Annotated in this window: 13 protein-coding genes and 2 pseudogenes; 4 read left to right on the forward strand and 11 right to left on the reverse strand. The window is 50.2% G+C overall.

What is annotated here, in order from left to right; genetic code table 11:
• Nucleotides 1–38 precede the first annotated feature (38 nt).
• Complete coding sequence (gene fhuE, locus FA92_RS21540; protein WP_033785142.1) at nt 39–2,261, reverse strand: ferric-rhodotorulic acid/ferric-coprogen receptor FhuE; 2,223 nt, start codon at nt 2,259–2,261, stop codon at nt 39–41.
• A 443-nt stretch (nt 2,262–2,704) separates the two neighbouring features.
• On the opposite strand from fhuE, the gene pagP reads away from it, so the two are divergent.
• Complete coding sequence (gene pagP / locus FA92_RS21545) at nt 2,705–3,277, forward strand: lipid IV(A) palmitoyltransferase PagP (protein WP_013196324.1); 573 nt, start codon at nt 2,705–2,707, stop codon at nt 3,275–3,277.
• 17 nt (nt 3,278–3,294) lie between these two features.
• On the opposite strand, the gene FA92_RS21550 is transcribed toward pagP, so the two are convergent.
• A complete protein-coding gene (locus tag FA92_RS21550) occupies nt 3,295–4,434 on the reverse strand; it encodes a site-specific integrase (protein WP_051926576.1) in 1,140 nt (379 codons plus the stop codon).
• A 275-nt stretch (nt 4,435–4,709) separates the two neighbouring features.
• Here FA92_RS21550 and FA92_RS21555 point away from each other — a divergent pair, with 275 nt between their 5' ends.
• Nucleotides 4,710–6,884 carry a TonB-dependent siderophore receptor gene (locus tag FA92_RS21555; protein WP_156105737.1) on the forward strand — a complete coding sequence of 725 codons (2,175 nt, stop codon included), beginning with the start codon at nt 4,710–4,712 and terminating at the stop codon, nt 6,882–6,884.
• 67 nt (nt 6,885–6,951) lie between these two features.
• On the opposite strand, the gene FA92_RS21560 is transcribed toward FA92_RS21555, so the two are convergent.
• Nucleotides 6,952–8,061, reverse strand: a complete 1,110-nt coding sequence (locus FA92_RS21560) for an SDR family oxidoreductase (protein WP_033785145.1) — start codon at nt 8,059–8,061, stop codon at nt 6,952–6,954.
• Nucleotides 8,062–8,906: 845 nt separating this feature from the next.
• On the opposite strand from FA92_RS21560, the gene FA92_RS21565 reads away from it, so the two are divergent.
• Entirely contained in the window at nt 8,907–9,140 is a 234-nt protein-coding gene (locus FA92_RS21565) for a hypothetical protein (protein ID WP_033735179.1), read from the forward strand.
• 534 nt (nt 9,141–9,674) lie between these two features.
• On the opposite strand, the gene FA92_RS21570 is transcribed toward FA92_RS21565, so the two are convergent.
• From FA92_RS21570 to FA92_RS21595, 6 genes and pseudogenes are all read right to left on the reverse strand, one after another.
• A complete protein-coding gene (locus tag FA92_RS21570) occupies nt 9,675–10,301 on the reverse strand; it encodes a TetR/AcrR family transcriptional regulator (protein WP_033785146.1) in 627 nt (208 codons plus the stop codon).
• A gap of 146 nt (nt 10,302–10,447) precedes the next feature.
• A complete protein-coding gene (locus FA92_RS21575) occupies nt 10,448–10,759 on the reverse strand; it encodes a hypothetical protein (RefSeq protein WP_033785147.1) in 312 nt (103 codons plus the stop codon).
• Nucleotides 10,760–11,321: 562 nt separating this feature from the next.
• Entirely contained in the window at nt 11,322–12,101 is a 780-nt protein-coding gene (fetB, locus tag FA92_RS21580) for an iron export ABC transporter permease subunit FetB (RefSeq protein ID WP_033785182.1), read from the reverse strand.
• Entirely contained in the window at nt 12,088–12,756 is a 669-nt protein-coding gene (gene fetA, locus FA92_RS21585) for an iron ABC transporter ATP-binding protein FetA (protein ID WP_033785148.1), read from the reverse strand. Before fetA ends, fetB begins: the two co-directional genes overlap by 14 nt.
• 261 nt (nt 12,757–13,017) lie before the next feature.
• A complete protein-coding gene (locus FA92_RS21590) occupies nt 13,018–13,491 on the reverse strand; it encodes a hypothetical protein (protein ID WP_197061529.1) in 474 nt (157 codons plus the stop codon).
• Between the two features lie 203 nt (nt 13,492–13,694).
• Nucleotides 13,695–14,353, reverse strand: a pseudogene (locus tag FA92_RS21595) (DUF1345 domain-containing protein).
• Between the two features lie 584 nt (nt 14,354–14,937).
• On the opposite strand from FA92_RS21595, the gene FA92_RS21600 reads away from it, so the two are divergent.
• A complete protein-coding gene (locus FA92_RS21600) occupies nt 14,938–15,144 on the forward strand; it encodes a hypothetical protein (RefSeq protein WP_033735188.1) in 207 nt (68 codons plus the stop codon).
• Between the two features lie 421 nt (nt 15,145–15,565).
• Here the strand turns inward: FA92_RS21600 and FA92_RS21605 are convergent, their stop codons facing one another.
• Nucleotides 15,566–16,210, reverse strand: coding sequence for a carboxymuconolactone decarboxylase family protein (locus FA92_RS21605; RefSeq protein WP_239780563.1), 645 nt, complete (start codon nt 16,208–16,210; stop codon nt 15,566–15,568).
• 112 nt (nt 16,211–16,322) lie between these two features.
• Nucleotides 16,323–16,510 (reverse strand): annotated as a pseudogene (locus FA92_RS23520) (cupin domain-containing protein); the annotation flags it as partial.

Consider the following 16,510-nt stretch of genomic DNA (forward strand, 5'->3'; position numbering starts at 1 on the left):
CAACCGAGGCGTTTTTCACAGGCTTACCCACAGATAAATCAGAAGGTGTAACTGGCGGTTACCGCGAAGTTACGTGGCTGGCCGTAAACAACAGAACTGGCCACGTTGGTGTCATACTCTTTGTCGAACAGGTTATTGAGGTTGCCCTGCAGAGACAGATTTTTGTTCACCTGATAGCGTGCAAAGAGATCAACCAGTGCATAGCTGCCCTGACGGGCGCGCCATGTGCCGTTGCCTTCCGGTCCACCGACGTCGTTCCAGATATGTGTCTGCCAGTTCACGCCGCCGCCCAGCGTAAGCTGCTGCAGCATCGGCAGGCGATAGCTGCTGAACAGATTAAAGCTGGTCTGCGGTAACTGTGGATTAAAGGTACTGCCATCCCGGTTTTCCGCTATGTAGCGTGTGCCGCCAAAGGTCATCTGCCAGTTGTCGGTCAATGCGCCATTGACTTCAAACTCGACGCCACGACTCACTACGCCTTTACGGCCAATGTAGGCCACATCGCCTGAACCCTGAATGGTCTGGGTGGTGGCTTCTCCGACGTTATCCAGTTCGGTGCGGAATACAGAAATAGAAGCAGTCAGGCGACTGTCCATCCAGTCAGATTTCAGCCCGGCTTCGTAGTTTTTCCCGATAACCGGCGACAGATAAGCGCCACTGGCATCGCGATAATCCTGAGGCTGGAAGACCGAGGTATAGCTGGCATAAGCAGACCAGTTTTCAGCAAAGTCATAAATCAGCCCGCCATACGGGGTGATGTTATTTTCTTCCGCTTCCCCGCCTGGCGTTTCACGATTCCAGTTGGTGTAACGCGCGCCAAGGATCAGGTGCAGCGGATCGGCAAGCGACAGGCGGGTCGCCATGTAAGTCGACTTCTGGCGAACCAGCTGGGTATCGCTGGCGGGCAGACGTGGCGTCCAGTCTGACTCCGGGTACTGGCCATTGAAATCGTTGTAGTTGCCCAGCGACTCAGAGGAAATATTCTCAAAGGTGCTGAAGTACTTGTTATCCTGGCGGGTATAATTGACGCCCACCATCAGCTCATGCTGACGGCCCAGCAGTTCATACGGGCCGCTGGCAAAGGCATCGACGGCATCGACTTTGCGCTTCCCGGTGTTATAACCGGTTCCGCCCACCACAGGATAGTTGGCATAGGAAGAGACGCCCGCGCCCGTGTTGCGATCGAAATAGCCATCAAGATAGATCTGCTTACTGTCCAGACGCATATCGGTGTGCGTGCCGTTTAACGTAAGGTTCCAGCCGTTGTCGAAGTCCTGCTTCAGGTTCACAAAGACTTTACGGTTCTCTTTATCGTTGTAGGCCCAGTCCGGCGCCGTGTTGTAGCCGCGTCGGGTATGAATCTGCGTGCCGTCGGTGTACCAGCGCGGTGCGCCGCCCCACATCGTGGAGTCTGTATTGACCTGGCTGAACTCATAACCCACCGACAGCGTGGCAGAGTCGGTGAGATCAGCGTCAACCACGCCATAGATAAACTGTTTTTTAGCACCATAACGCTCAATGAAGCTGTTATTGTCCTGCCAGCCGGCGACCATGCGGCCACGAACATTGCCGGACTCACTGAGTGGCGCGGAAAGATCGGCCACGTAGCGTTGCTTGTTCCAGCTGCCGTAGCTGGCGGAAACGGTGCCACCGAACTCTTTGCTGTCCGCATGCTTGCGCACCATGTTGATGGCAGCAGACGGATTGCCCGGCCCGGTCAATAGCCCGGTCGCCCCGCGTACCACTTCAACACGCTCATACAGCGCCATATCGGTCTGTGCATCGCCCAGATTCCAGCGCTCCGCAAAGGCGGTAGGAATGCCGTCGACCATGTAGTTATCGATCAGAAAGCCGCGCGCATAGTAGTTGGTGCGGTCCATATCGCCACTGATTCCATGAATGCCGGTGGTGTTGGACAGCACATCATTCAGTGACTGGAGCTGCTGATCGGCCATACGCTGAGTACTGACGATGCTGACGGACTGCGGCACATCACGTACGGTGCCCAGCATCTTGGTGCCGGCACGAGTCACCGGAACGCTGTAATCCGTATGGGGTGACGTTGTCACGGCATCATCAGCTGATGCGCTGACCGTTAGCGTCTGCTCGCTGCTGGCAGCCGGTGTGGACGTTTCTGCGGCGCGGGCGACATTATGTGCCAGTGACGAGGCGACGATGACGGCCAGTAAGGAGAATTGGAGTGGGCGTTGCAGAGCAGACGTACCCGTAACCCTGGGGTTCTGAAGATCGAAAGCGTTCATTAATTCCTCAATTATCTTTATGTTTTTATGCTGCCACTGTCACGACCTTGCATCCTGCGGACATCACTGCCCTGCTTAGGGTTTGAGGAACCAGAAACCCTTTCCATGAGCGCCTGTGCGCGGGTGTGATGAACTTTCAAAGCAAATGAGAAATATACGCATTGCGATTATCATTGCAAGATTTTGTTAACAAATAATGCGAGTTTTTTCAGGATAGCGTCTGCACGTTCAGGTTTTTTAAAGCCTGCTAATAAGAAGCGGTTGTTAAAATAGCCGATGGATAAGCGAACGATGAGAGCAGCAGGAATGCCGTCTCGCTTTTATTAATTATAAAATCCTGCTTCAGCCGCTCATTGACCTGAAGTTGCCACTCTTTGTGCGACAATACCCGCCTTGATGCTTTTATTTCCTTATTTAACACCAGACTTTGCAGGTATTCGCACATGCGCAAAACTTTAACTCTTAAAGCGCTGATGATGACAACCACCGTTTTCACTGCTTTTACAGCTCACTCCGCCACGCTGGTCCAGAATGTCAGCGCAGGCTGGGAAAGCTTCAGTGATAAGGTTGCCACAACATGGCAGCAGCCAGAGGGAATCGACTTTTATCTGCCCGCGATTACGTGGCATAACCGTGCCACATACGATCGGGAACACATCAATAAATATAATGAAAGGCCCTGGGGCGCAGGCGGGGGGATCTCCCGCTACGATGAAAAAGGCAACTGGAACGGCATCTATTTAATGGCATTCAAAGACTCCTTCAATAAATGGGAGCCTTTTGGGGGTTATGGCTGGGTAGCGACATGGCGTCCGCTGGCTGACCAGAATTTTCACTGGGGTGCAGGTTACACGGCAGGCGTTACCGCGCGGCATAACTGGGACTATATACCGGTGCCAGCATTGCTGCCGCTGGCCTCAATCGGCTATGGCGATCTCGATTTCCAGATGACCTACATACCGGGTACGCATAATAACGGTAACGTCTATTTTGCCTGGCTGCGCTACCACTTCTGATCGTGAAAACAGCAACGTCAGCGTGACATCGCCATGATGGAGAGATTGCCCAGAGTGAGGGTCTCGCCATCATAGCGATGTCGCAGCAGATGATAGCTTTCGCATTCAATAATCTGCTTAACCGCATCCGAAAAGGTATTCATGGCGCTGCGCATCTGGCTCAGATAGTCATGGGTATCATAGACCCGATCGATCCCTTCCAGCGCATGGTTCATGATTTTGCGGGCGACATCATTAGGCGTGTCGAGGGCAGAAAGTTTTGATCGGGCGGTGCGGCGCAGATCGCGTGGGGTAAATGGCTCCAGTCCCAGCCCACGCGGAGCGCGGATCATCCGCCGCAGAGCCTGATTCAGCGCGCCTTTTGACAGCGGCTGTTGGGGATCGCGTGGCGCGGACACCAGCCATGGCGAGTCCGGATCGGCGGCATTAAGTAACGCTTCGATGCACTGCCGCATCAGCGGTGAAATCGGCAGCACATGCTCGCGCTGTGATTTATTGCGGGTGCCCTGCATCCACAATCCTAACTGCAGATCGAATTCCCCTTTCTGCGCCTGCACAATCTCATCCGGCCGTCGGGCGCTGACCAGACATAAACGCAGCGCCCAGCGCGCCTGCTCCGATAATGCCCAGTTATCCAGACCGTGCCAGAAAACCCAGATTTCCGCATCGGTCAGTTGCCGGCTGCGCGGTGGCGTAGCACGACCTGCGACATCCCGTTTTTTCATCGAGGCAATAGGCGAGTGATCGAGATAGCCCTGCATCTCGGCCCATGCGAGGAATTGTTTGGTCAGCGCGAACACCCGACGCGCCTCCTCCTTTTTACCGTCGGCAATCAGGATGTTGTAAAGCCGGTTGAGGCGCAGACGGTTCAGCGTTTTGAGCGGCTGCGATCCGATCTTGGGCAGAACGTGTTTCAGCAGAGACGAAACGGCGATTTCAGGACGCCGTCGGCTGATCAACAGTGACAGTTTTACCCAAACCTTCATCACCTGCTCTACCGTGCCTTCATCGCCAAAATTATCCAGCTCGCTCAGCGAAGCCGCTTTAACCTGCTCCAGCCAGATTAGAACATGACGACCAACATGTGCTGAACGCGCTGCGGTTATTGTCGAATCTGTTATCACATCAGTACCTGCTGCCTGTTTCAGAGCCGCCATTCTACCCACCGTTAAGCTATGACTCCAGACCTAATAAGTCTGGAGTCACAATGACGTATTCTGAGCCATTCTGAGAGACTTTTCGGGTGATGACAAAGAAGTGTTTTTGCGACCTGTTTTGCTCATCTGAGTGGTCAGGCTGATGCATGAGCAGCCCACTGTCAGGGGATGTAAAGATGCCTTACCGAGATATACAATGATAACTATTATCATTATCATACGCATTTGCTTACATACCTTAACGATTCAGGGAGATTTTCTAAGTGAATGTAACCATGCGTGTCCATAAGCGCCCTGCCGCACTGCTGCTGGCTGGTTTGTTGAGTACTTCTGCTAACGGCGCTACTCAGGAAGAGACAGAAAAGCTGGCTGATGATGAAACGATGCTGGTCACGGCTGAACAGGAGTTAAAACAGCAGCCCGGCGTTTCAGTCATTACCTCACAGGACATTGAAAAGAATCCGCCGGTCAACGACCTCTCCGACATTATCCGTAAAATGCCAGGCGTCAATCTCACCGGTAATAGCGCCAATGGTGTCCGCGGTAACAATCGTCAAATCGATATTCGCGGCATGGGGCCGGAAAACACGTTGATTCTGATCGACGGTGTGCCAACGACCTCGCGCAATTCAGTGCGTTACAGCTGGCGCGGAGAGCGTGATTCCCGTGGCGACTCTAACTGGGTACCGCCGGAAATGGTTGAACGAATTGAAGTTATTCGTGGACCGGCGGCAGCCCGTTACGGTTCAGGCGCTTCTGGCGGTGTGGTTAACATCATTACCAAACGTCCGACAAATGACTGGAGCGGATCGCTGTCGCTCTACACTAACCAGCCGGAAGATGACAAAGAAGGGGCAACCCGACGTGCCAACTTTAACCTGAGTGGTCCGCTGGCGGGAGATGCGCTGACTATGCGGCTTTATGGCAACATCAATAAAACCGACAGCGATGCTTTCGATATCAATCAGTCGCATAACGGCTCCGGCGCGGCCGGCCGTGAAGGCGTTCGCAACAAAGACATCAACAGCGTGTTGTCCTGGAAGATTACGCCATTGCAGGTGCTGGATTTCAGCTATGGCTACAGTCGTCAGGGCAATATTTACGCCGGGGATACTCAATACAGCAACGGTGCCGGTAATAAGCTTATCGAATCTCTCGACGGGTCGGAAACTAATCGTCTTTATCGTCAAACCTGGGGCCTGGCCCACAACGGTATCTGGGACTGGGGGCAGTCAAAACTGACCTTTAACTATGAGAAGACGAACAATACCCGTCTGAACGAAGGCACCGCGGGCGCGGGTGAAGGCCGAATCAACAGCAATACGTTTTCGACCAGTCGCTTTGAAAGTTACCGGGCGGGAGGTGAAGTCAGCTTCCCGCTGGAATTGCTGCGTGAACAGACCGTTACGCTGGGCGCTGAGTGGAACCGTGATGAGCTGAACGATCCCAACTCCATGAACGGCACCAGTGCACCGGGCGTTTCGATTGATGGCATCAGTGGTGATGCGGGCAGCCGCAATAGCAAAAACAGCGCGACGCTGAGTTCGCTCTATTTCGAAGATAACATCGCCGCGACCGACAGCACTGAGGTGATACCGGGTTTGCGCTTTGATTATCACGATACTTTCGGGGCGAACTGGAGTCCGTCGCTGAATATTTCTCAGGCGCTGGGAGAAAGTTTTACTCTGAAAGCGGGTATCGCCCGTGCATTCAAAGCCCCTAACCTCTATCAATCCAGCGAGGGCTATTTGCTGGCTACACGAGGCAATGGCTGTCCGGTCAACGTGACGAGCGGCAGCTGTTATCTGCTGGGTAATCAAAATCTTGATCCTGAAGTCAGCGTCAATAAAGAGCTGGGTATCGAGTTCAGTCAGAATGGCTATATTGCGGGTCTTACCTGGTTCCGCAATGACTACAAGAACAAGATCGTCGCCGGGACCGATGTGCTGGGTTATGCCTCTAATGGCAACAATATTCTGCAGTGGAGCAACGGCGGCAAAGCAGTTGTTGAAGGTCTGGAGGGTAACGTTACGATACCGCTTGTCAGTGACGAACTTGAGTGGCGGACTAATGCCACTTACATGATCCAGTCAAAGGATAAAAAGACCGGCAATCCGCTGTCGATTATCCCGGAATACACCATCAACTCCATGCTGGACTGGCAGGTGACGCAGGATTTCTCTACTAACCTGAACTGGACAATGTATGGCCGCCAGAAACCACGCCAGTATGCGGAATCCCGCACAGAAAATGGCTCAATGTCGAATCGTGAAGTCGGGGCTTACTCGATATTCGGGGTTAATTTCAATTACGACATTTCCAAAAATCTGCGTGCCAATGTCGGTATTAATAACCTGCTGGATAAGCAGCTCTACCGGGAAGCAGATGGGGCATCGACCTATAACGAGCCAGGACGTGCTTATTATGCCGGTCTGACCATGACGTTTTAATCAACACAAGCGCTTCCGGCTGGAAGCGCTTTTTTCCTCAAACCACACTCTTGAACTTCATTTTCAACTATTTGAAATCGACCTGCATCAATTCGGCAATCGTTGAATCACGTGTTGTCAGAACACAGCGGTCCAGGTAATCGGTAAATCTGGAAGGCTTATTCATGCCAAGCTGTAACAGTTTGGAGTTATCAAACACAACATTCAGGTTTGAGAAGTGGCCATACAGGTTCATTGCGCGCAGCATGATGCGTTCATTGCAGGGTCCAAACAGATCCTTAAACGTTCTTCTGCTATCTGACAGCTGTTTATAGGACACCTTCTGGTAGTCCACACCCAGCGCCTTGTTTCCTGATGCTCTGGCCATCGCCTCATCAATTTCCGCAAACGTAACACTGCTGTGTGTCCCGGCAGAGATGTGAATGACTTCATTAATGACGTTTTCTGCGTCAAGCAGCAGAACCAGTGCATCCGCGCAGTAATCAACCGGAACCACATCAATACGATCGTCGAGGTCGCAGGTGAATTTACCCAACGCCAGTGCCATTCTGAATACCCAGAAAATGCTGGCTGAAGGCAGGCATCCCTGATCGGAATGACCTACCACAATCGACGGACGGGCAATCACCAGTGGCAGGCCTGGCAACTTCTCTGTCATCAGCTTTTCAATCGAAGCCTTACTCCAGGTGTATTCAACGACATGCTGATCCCGGCTGGAGTTGAGGCCGCCCTCAGTGACCAGTGAGCCGGGTTCCGGCGCACAGGACATAGCGGTTCCAACGTGGATGAATTTCTTCAATCCTTCAACACGGCTCATTCGTTCGGCAAACCGGAACGTGCCCTCAACGTTCACTTTCCAGATAGTGGGATTATTACCAAATGAGGCGACAGCGGCGCAATTAATGACATGGGTAACGTCATTAAGTCGGGCGTCATGAATAAAATCGTCTGTAAATGCCAGGTCACCCAGAATAATATTTTCAGGTGCTATCGTATTGATTACTGACTCATTTAAGCCAAAGTTCTTCAGGTTGGCTTTAAGCCTGTTTAACCCTTCGTCAACGGTCTCGCCTCTGACCAGCAGCAGCAGTCGATCCTGAACTCTGCTCTGCAAAAGATTTGCTACGACAGCCCCGCCTAAAAACCCTGTTGAACCGGTAATAAGGATATTTTTCATGATAGTGCCATTCACGCTGGTTGAAGAAAGGAAAGCATTAACAAACGTTTTCCCGAACAGAAAACTATTCAAATAAATAAATGAAGGAATGTTGTGGTTAAACTATTTATGGCAAGCAGACCGGAAAGTCAGATTTAATTCTGGACCAGTCGCTCACGCTCTGCCAGCCTGTCAGTGAGCTAGCCAGGCCAGTATAACGCTGAAAGTTAACGCCAGGCTCAACAGAACTAAAGATATTTCATCAAAATTATTCATTTGGGTTTTGTTTATATATCGACGTAAGAACATGGAATAAACAGGTGCTTTTGGCTGCCTCTTCGGACAGTCACATATAAACAACTTTTCTCATTTGGGATCAAGTTTTATTTGTTTTATTTTTACTGAACTTAGCCTGTTATTTATAACCTAACAAGATTAAGAATTTATTAAGAGAAAGGCAGTCGTCAGAATATACTCGAAAATTAAACGAAAATTGTTTAAATAATAAATCTGCAAAGTTGTTTACCTGTCGTTTAATATTCAGCATATAACCCCTGCCCGCAAGTGAATAGCGGTCACCCCGATGTCTGGCATCTGAGGCATATCATCATAGCGGCACCCTTTCACGTTTCAGGCAGATAAAGCGAGTTTCTCCGCAGAGCACTCCGCGCCCGTCTTTTCGGGTGACCGACGGGATGCCGTGCTCCTGATTAAAAATACAGCACCCATTTCATTTATTTTGTGAAAAGCGTAACGACAGGTAACTAACTTCGTGATTCCTGTATCCTGCCGAGTGAAACACCCTGATACCTGGCTATGCTGAGCGGAGTTCAACCTGCAACTCTGACTATCAGGATATAAAAAAGATGAAAAAATTATCAGTTATTGTTATGGCTACCGGTCTGTTTTTGTCAGTGAATTTACAGGCTAACGCCGAAGGATGTCTTAAAGGCGCCGCAGTCGGCGGTGTGGCAGGTCATGTTGCTCATCATCATGGTGTTGCCGGTGCCGCAGCAGGTTGCGCAGTCGGTCATCACATGGCGAAGAAAAAACAGAAAGAGGCGGAAAAAAATCAGCAGGCCCAGCCGGCGCAGAATTAAGCTGAGCTTTGGTGCTAATGTAAAATAGCGGATTGCCGGACAGGGTGTTGTCCGGCAATCACTAGAATTCGAACAATAATCCAATTTGAAAATTTCAGACGCATTATAATTGATATACTTACACCTTTTATCATGATGAGCATATAAGATGTTTAGTGAATATTTCGATATTTAACAAGGGGTTGATTTTTGACCTGTGTTAATGCTTCTGACTGGGCTGATACAGTCAAATTACGAAAGATGAGTGCTTTCTTTAATCTGGGCACTCCATAATCTGGAAAACTCGCTGCGATACAAACTGCCCATGAATAATTAACGCCAACTGTCATCCTGGATACTAGTCATTGTGCCACTTTTACGTTAGTGACCAGAAACTTGAATAAGGGACGCATATCTCAAGTTCAGAAAGCGGGAAGCTTCTTTTAAAGAACCGTCCTTTATCGATCCAACCACATAGAATCATATTGTCTGAGCATTCCAGCACAATCATTGTTTTTCTTCTTTTTCTCCGCCGGACAATAGTGCCGGTCGCGATCATGATGATGCCTTAGCTGCGCCAGCATTGACGCTTAAAAGTAGTGTTCTGATAATAAAATCATTACTTCTTCGGATATCTTCAATTTCTGGCTGAATCTTTCCATATATCCGCATACCCTCAATCATCATGAAAAGGCTTTTTGCTACTACTCTCGCTTCTTCATCCCGGCGAAAAACGTGTTGTTGCTGGCCTCTGAGTAATATGCACTCTAATTCGTTGATTATAATTTTAAATTTTGCAGAAACTTTGGCTTTAACCTCTTCGTCACCAGGCAAAAGCTCACTGGCTGCGGCAATTGTAAAACAGCCTCTCTCTCCGGCGGGCGCGGAGGATAACTGAGCAGCAAATTCAAGCGTCTCTCGCAAGGCGGCTTCTGGCGACATTTCTGCGGTTCGTTTTTTTGTTCTTAAAGTGCCCTCATCCATATAGCGCTGTAAAGCTGCAAGATAGATAGCGCGCTTATCCGGGTAAAGTTTATAGATGCTGGCACTGGCCAGTCCTGAAGCTTTCATCAGATCAGCCATGGATGTGGCCTGATAGCCATTCTGCCAGAAGCAGTTAAGTGCCGTGTTGAGGAACACGTCTGGATCAAACTCTCTGGGTCTGCCTGCAGATGATTTCATGAGACTCTCCTGTTCTGATGACTGATTGTAGATCGATCAATCTACAATTTAAAGGTTTTTTTTCTCCCTATTCCAGGCCAATAAATCTTCTGAGGGAATATGCTGAATCAGAGACAAGCCGCCGCCAAGCGGCAGCGGGGAAATAACTACAAAGGTGTTACTTTCTGCACGTGGTGCTGGAAAACGTAGGGATCTGATAGCAGTTCAAACTGCTCATCATCCGGATATGTCACGGCAATCTGATACTGTTCGCCTGCAAAGGCTTTGATTGCCTCTAAGTCTTCCCAGTATGTAGCAAGAAAAAAATGCTCCCATTCACCCTGCGTTTCCCTGCGCACACAGGCTCCCGGATTGCCTGGTGTTCCTTCTGAATGCTCTACACCGGTCTTTTGCAGGTGAGTCGCAAAGCCTTCTGCATGCCTGAGCGGTACGCATCCGTGCCATGTTCTGACAATCATTTCGCTCTCCTCATGTTGTGGAACAATTTAAAACATAAATAAAGTTCATGCTATTTGTCTATCGGAAGAGCTGCGTGATAATCTTGAGCCGCAAAATACTTTCGCCTGATCTATGACTCACCGTACTACCTGCAGGTTCAGGCTACGTGCCGGTCGCGGAATTAATCGCTTGACTCATATTACTTAAAACTGACTCATGGAGAGAGTTTCTGATGAATTCGGGCCCCATAATTTCACTGTAGTAGTAACTTCAGCAGCTGCTAAACCCTGTTTCAGGAAATCTGACATACTGCCAGGCTAAATAGCTGCAGAGTATGATTCATGGAACACTCCAGATCATTAACGCTAAGTATGATGTAACTAATTCCAATAGCTGACTCTGCGCTATCGGTTCGGCATTCAGGGACAATCCATGTCCTTTATGAAAGCAATATTTATACGCAAAACGGAGTCACCCACTATTTCCCTCAGGCCTGATTACATCCGCAGGGCTGCATATTTAATGCTGATTTAAAGAAATATTTTTCATTGGCCGTGATTTTTACCACAGCCATCAGCACTATCAGTCCGGCTTTGCCCCCGATATCTTCAGCTGCGCTCTGGCATTATAAAACCGTCGATAGGATAACCAGACTGCGATGATAGTTGACAGGCTGGCGGTGCCTATCAGCATAAAGGTCACCATAATCTGATACTTAATTGCCTTTAGCGGATCGATTCCGGCGAAAATCAGTCCGGACATCATACCGGGCAGGCTGACCAGCCCGACGGTTTTAGCTGCATCCACTGTCGGGATCATCGCGGTGCGAATGCTGTCAGCAATAATCCGGCCTGAGGCAAGCTTCACCGATGCACCCAGGCTCAGCATCTCCATAATTTTCTGGTGGTTGTCGCTGATGCGCTGATTCAGATTGCTGAAACAGAGCCCTACCGCAACCATAGCATTCCCGGCGATCATGCCTGAAATGGGAATGACCTGCATGGGCATAAACGCTATCGCGCCGCTCAGTACCAGAATCGTCAGCGTGATAGCGGTGCCGCTGAAGATTGAGGTAAACGCTATCGCAAAGGCGTTATCAATATTCCGACCGCGTTTGCGGGCGTTGATCGCAGCATTCACGCAGATAAACAGCACCATCAGGACCGTCAGCCAGCTGTTATTGACATCGAAAATCGACTTCAGCACAAAGCCGACGATGACCAGCTGAACGATGGCCCGACAAACACTCCAGACAATATCTTTGCCCATGCCCAGTTTTTCTTTCTGGCTGATAAGCAGCGCTATGACGACCAGCGTCAGCGACAGCAACAGCGAGGTGTCACTGATATTATGCTGATTCACGCGCATTCTCCTTTTCTGGCGGCTCAAGGCGCAGCACATACCCGGCCTGCTGAATATCGCTGACATCATGACTGATCCGCACCACCGCCACCTTTTCTTCAGCTGCAATCCGGTTAATCAGTGAAAGTACGGCCAGCCTGTTCTCTTCATCAAGGGCGCTGGTCACTTCATCCAGTAACAGTACGTCAGGCATAAACTGCAGATTGCGGAGGAGTCCGACTCGCTGCTTTTCTCCGCCTGAAAGTTGTTCAACCGGTTTATCCAGCATGTCAGGAGAAAGATTAACGCTTTCCAGCGCAGCAACGAGCTTGTCCCGCTGCGGCTTCTGACGGCGAATCTGCCAGGGCAGCGCAAGATTGTCATAAACCGTCTGACCAAACAGTTGTGGCGTCTGAAAACAGTACGACACCTGCTGACGATAGGTCTCCGCTTTTAGCGTGGTAATATCACTGTTCCTGAAAAAGATTTGGCCGGAGGTTGGTGTAATCAGTGAAGCAAGCATCTTCAGAAGCGTGCTTTTTCCGCTGCCGGATGGACCGGTCAGTAACACATAATCGCCCTGATTTAACTGCAGAGTGATAGGTCGCAGTAACTGGCGATCACCGACTGAAAAAGTAATATCCTGCGCATCCAGCAGGGGCAACGCTCTGTCCATATTTACGCCTCGGGACCTGACAAAATTCAGAAAGAATGGAGTTTAGTATCAGTAAAAAGCTGGCGATATAACTCACAGACTGATTACCGGTAGTGTACTTCCCTGGCCTTAAACACAACCGGAATGGCGCATCAGGGACGTCGGGCTGAGAGGAAAAGAATAAGGCATTACACTGCGGCTGTTCCTCTTTTGAGAACAACAGTGACCGGCCAGGCTGCAGCCGGTCAAAGCTGGAAGCGTGTCAGACCTGCTAAGCAAAACTTATTTGTTTTCCCAGCGTGTAGAAACCGGATTGGTTACGCTGTTTTTTTCCTGCGTATAGGTGCCGTTCTGCTGCGCGATGGCCTCACCGGTATCCACAATCGCGTTCTGAATGAAAACGTTCTGCTTTTCATTTCTGATAAAGGTTAACTGGTGAAAGGCCGTTTTATTGCCCCAGTCGGATGAAGGCAGTGAGATATAGCGAACGGTGAAGGTTTCATCATCAAACCTGCCCTGCATAACATAAACGCCGTAATGGTTTTCACCCTGAGAAATGATCTTATAAGTGCCGTTATCGTAGTAATAAATCTCCGCATCCGGAAACGGCTTTTTGTCATACATTTTGCGGTAGTGCAGCACCTGTTTGATGGTAGGCTGGCCAAAGCTGACGGTAAGCTTGTTACCCTCTGCTGGTGTCGTCAGACCTTCAGCGTGAACACTGCTCATCAGCATTAACAGGCTGGTAGTGACCATGGCGGTGGTTTTCACTCTATTTCTCCTTATCGGATTAGGGGGACAATAGCGTAAATCACCCACGAACTTACACGGCAGCGAGTGTCCGGTGAAGAGGCAGCTAACACCTTATTACACATTGTTATAATCACGACAGGTGACCAGATTATTTCAGAAGCTCAAGCAGGATAAACATTGCCAGGCTGTCGATTGATGAAAACAGCTTAATTAAGCAAACCGGCGCCGACATTGACCGATAGGCCCAGAATAGCCAGGTTAAAAATAAATGAGATAACAGACTGCAATAACGCCAGCTTACGCATTTCTGTTGTTCCGGTGGCGACATCTGCCGTCTGCGAGGCAACCGCGATGGTGAATGAAAAGTAGAGAAAGTCCCAGTAGCCAGGATTTTTCGTTTTATCCGGAAAGATCAGCGGACTCACGCTGTTATCCCGGTAAAGATAGTGCTGGTGGGCATAGTGCATTGCAAATGCGCTGGGTAGCATGGCCCAGGATGCAATCAGCGTCATTGCCGTCAGCAACAGATGCAGCAGTCGCGGGTGCCGGTTAGGCCTTTTAGCGTGGGCAGTTCACTCAGGATGGCCACAATGCTGACCATACAGGCTACGATCACAATACCCAGTACCAGTGCAGCACTCTGATCCTGCTGTTGCGCAATGCGTTTGATGCCTGTCGCATCGGTACGCAGCATGCGAAACCAGAGAATACAAAGATAGAGCCAGGCCCAGACATTCCAGCTTATCAGTAAGCGCTGCATCTGCCCGGGTTGATCAGAGAGCAGAAAATAGCATATCAGTCCGGCAGTGATGGAGAGCAGCAGCCGCAGGCGTGCATAAAGCGTGGAGGTTAAAGATGTCGGCATCGTAAAACCATTGTGATGTAATCAGAGTGATATCAACTGTAGTTAACATCAGGTGAAAATCATGCACTAAGCATTAATTCTTACACTTTTAAAGTAGAGCTGTAGTTTCGATGCCGAATCATGAAATGTGTAAAACAGGTCAGCGCAAGGTGTTATGGAGACAAACGCCACCTGACGCTGAAATTAATAAAGCATAACGCTGGCTCTGACACGATTTTAAAGCGACTGTTTCAGAGTATTTGCATAGTTACACAGCATTTAATAATCCGGCATCAGTGAGTAAACATGCAAATAAATGGTTGAGTGCTTTGACAGTCATCTCTGACACATTAATTCAGTCAGGCCAGTCGGCTTAACAGAAACTATTAATATCTGCTCCAAAGTGAGCAAGGAAGAAATGGTGGGGTCAGGCACACTGTTTCCTGATAATTCTGAAAGTCAGTGTCAGACTATGGAAATATAGCGCTGTGATTAAGTATCATCCTGATTTGCTGTATAATTACGCATTCGTTTACACAAACGCTTTCTCTGAACTTAATGGTTTGTGTTTTGATCTTTGAAATTCAATGAGGCTCTGGAAATTTATGGATGATGTTGATCTGGCTCAGGAACGCGAAGAGGCGCATCTTGCCGCCTCGCTGGCAGCCCGTAAGAGCAAACTTACCAGTCCCAATGGCTTATGCGTCTGGTGCAAAGATGAAGCTGTAGTGGCCGAGACGGCTTTTTGCTCAGCCGAGTGCGATGAGGATTATCATAAGTATCGCCGTGAGCAGAGTCAGCGCATTAGCTGACATTCCTGATTGAGAGATCCTCGAACCAGCGCTGAACACCTCTCTGCACTCAACCTGATGCCCTGCCGATCCTCATTGCCACATCCGGCTGCAGTTTTGCTGTCACTGTCGGCAGGACCTTTTCTGAGGGCAGAACAGGAAGCGGTATTGTTGCCGGTTCCCGGAGGTGAAGGCATGCAGACACTGCATGCCTCACTGATTACTTATTCAGGTTTTGATTGAAGAAGTCGGTCAGCTTCGCAAACGGAATTTTATCCTACGATGTATTAATCGACGTACGTAGGATCTTTGACAATCTGCCGATCTTTTTGCCTGCGTAACGCCGCCAGTACACGCTCAAGACATCGTAATGCCTTTCCGTCCTGGCATCCGGACAGGCGTAAAACGTCTGTATTGCAAAATGTCTGTATCAAAGAATAGCTTAACCGGCGAGAACTGAGTCGAGAGCTGCCTGCAGCCGGTCAGCGCTGGCCTGTTCGTCATTCTCCATAAAGAAAGCCACCAGCTCCGCAAGCTGAGACTGCTTCACGCCCACATTCATGCTCATATTCAGGTGCGCTTTCAGCTGCGGCTCGGTGCCAGGCATGGCAGCCAGCATCCCTGTGGTAGCCTCGCGGCTTTTCCAGTCCAGGTTGTCGCGACTGAAAATATCGCCGAAAAGATGCGTCTTCAGATACGCGTCTGCAGCCGGGGCAAACCCGAACAGGGGCCCGCTGACCGGCTTTCCGACCAGCGCGGTCTGGTTTTTAGTGCCCGCTGCCAGCATCTCCTCTGGCTTTGGCAACGGACCGGGCAGCCGGCCTTCGTCGTCCTGAATGCCCTGTGCTCTGCGTGAATCGATGACCTTCATCAGCTCGCCCAGCGCGTTCAGGCTGCGGGGAAAACCGGCATAAGCATAAACCTGAACCAGAATTTCACGGCAGTCACTGATGCTCAGCCCGGCATCCAGTCCCTGCTGCAGAGCATTGTTCAGCCCGGGCAGATTACCCGCTGCGGCACGGGCCGCAATAACAGCCATGTTTTTATGCTGTGCGGTAAGAGGCTGTTCCTGTGTTTCAGACATCATATCGGTCCTTTTCGGTGCGTCAGGAAGGGAAGCAGTGGCAGCGCTGAACGGCAAAGCCAGCGCGGCGCACAGCATGACAACGGAGCAGATGCCCCGTTTCATCAGATTACGTTCATGACCTGTCGGCTGAGGCATACTGCTCATCCGTGACCTGCTCCATCCAGTCAACGACCTTGCCGTCCTGGGCTTCGGCGATGGCAATATGGGTCATGGCCGTTTCCGGTGCTGCCCCATGCCAGTGCTTAACGCCGGTCGGTATCCACACCACGTCGCCGGGCCGGATTTCACGCACCGGACCAC

It is taken from the genome of Pantoea sp. 9140 (assembly GCF_000745295.1).
In the GTDB taxonomy this organism is placed as follows: Bacteria; Pseudomonadota; Gammaproteobacteria; order Enterobacterales; family Enterobacteriaceae; genus Pantoea; species Pantoea vagans.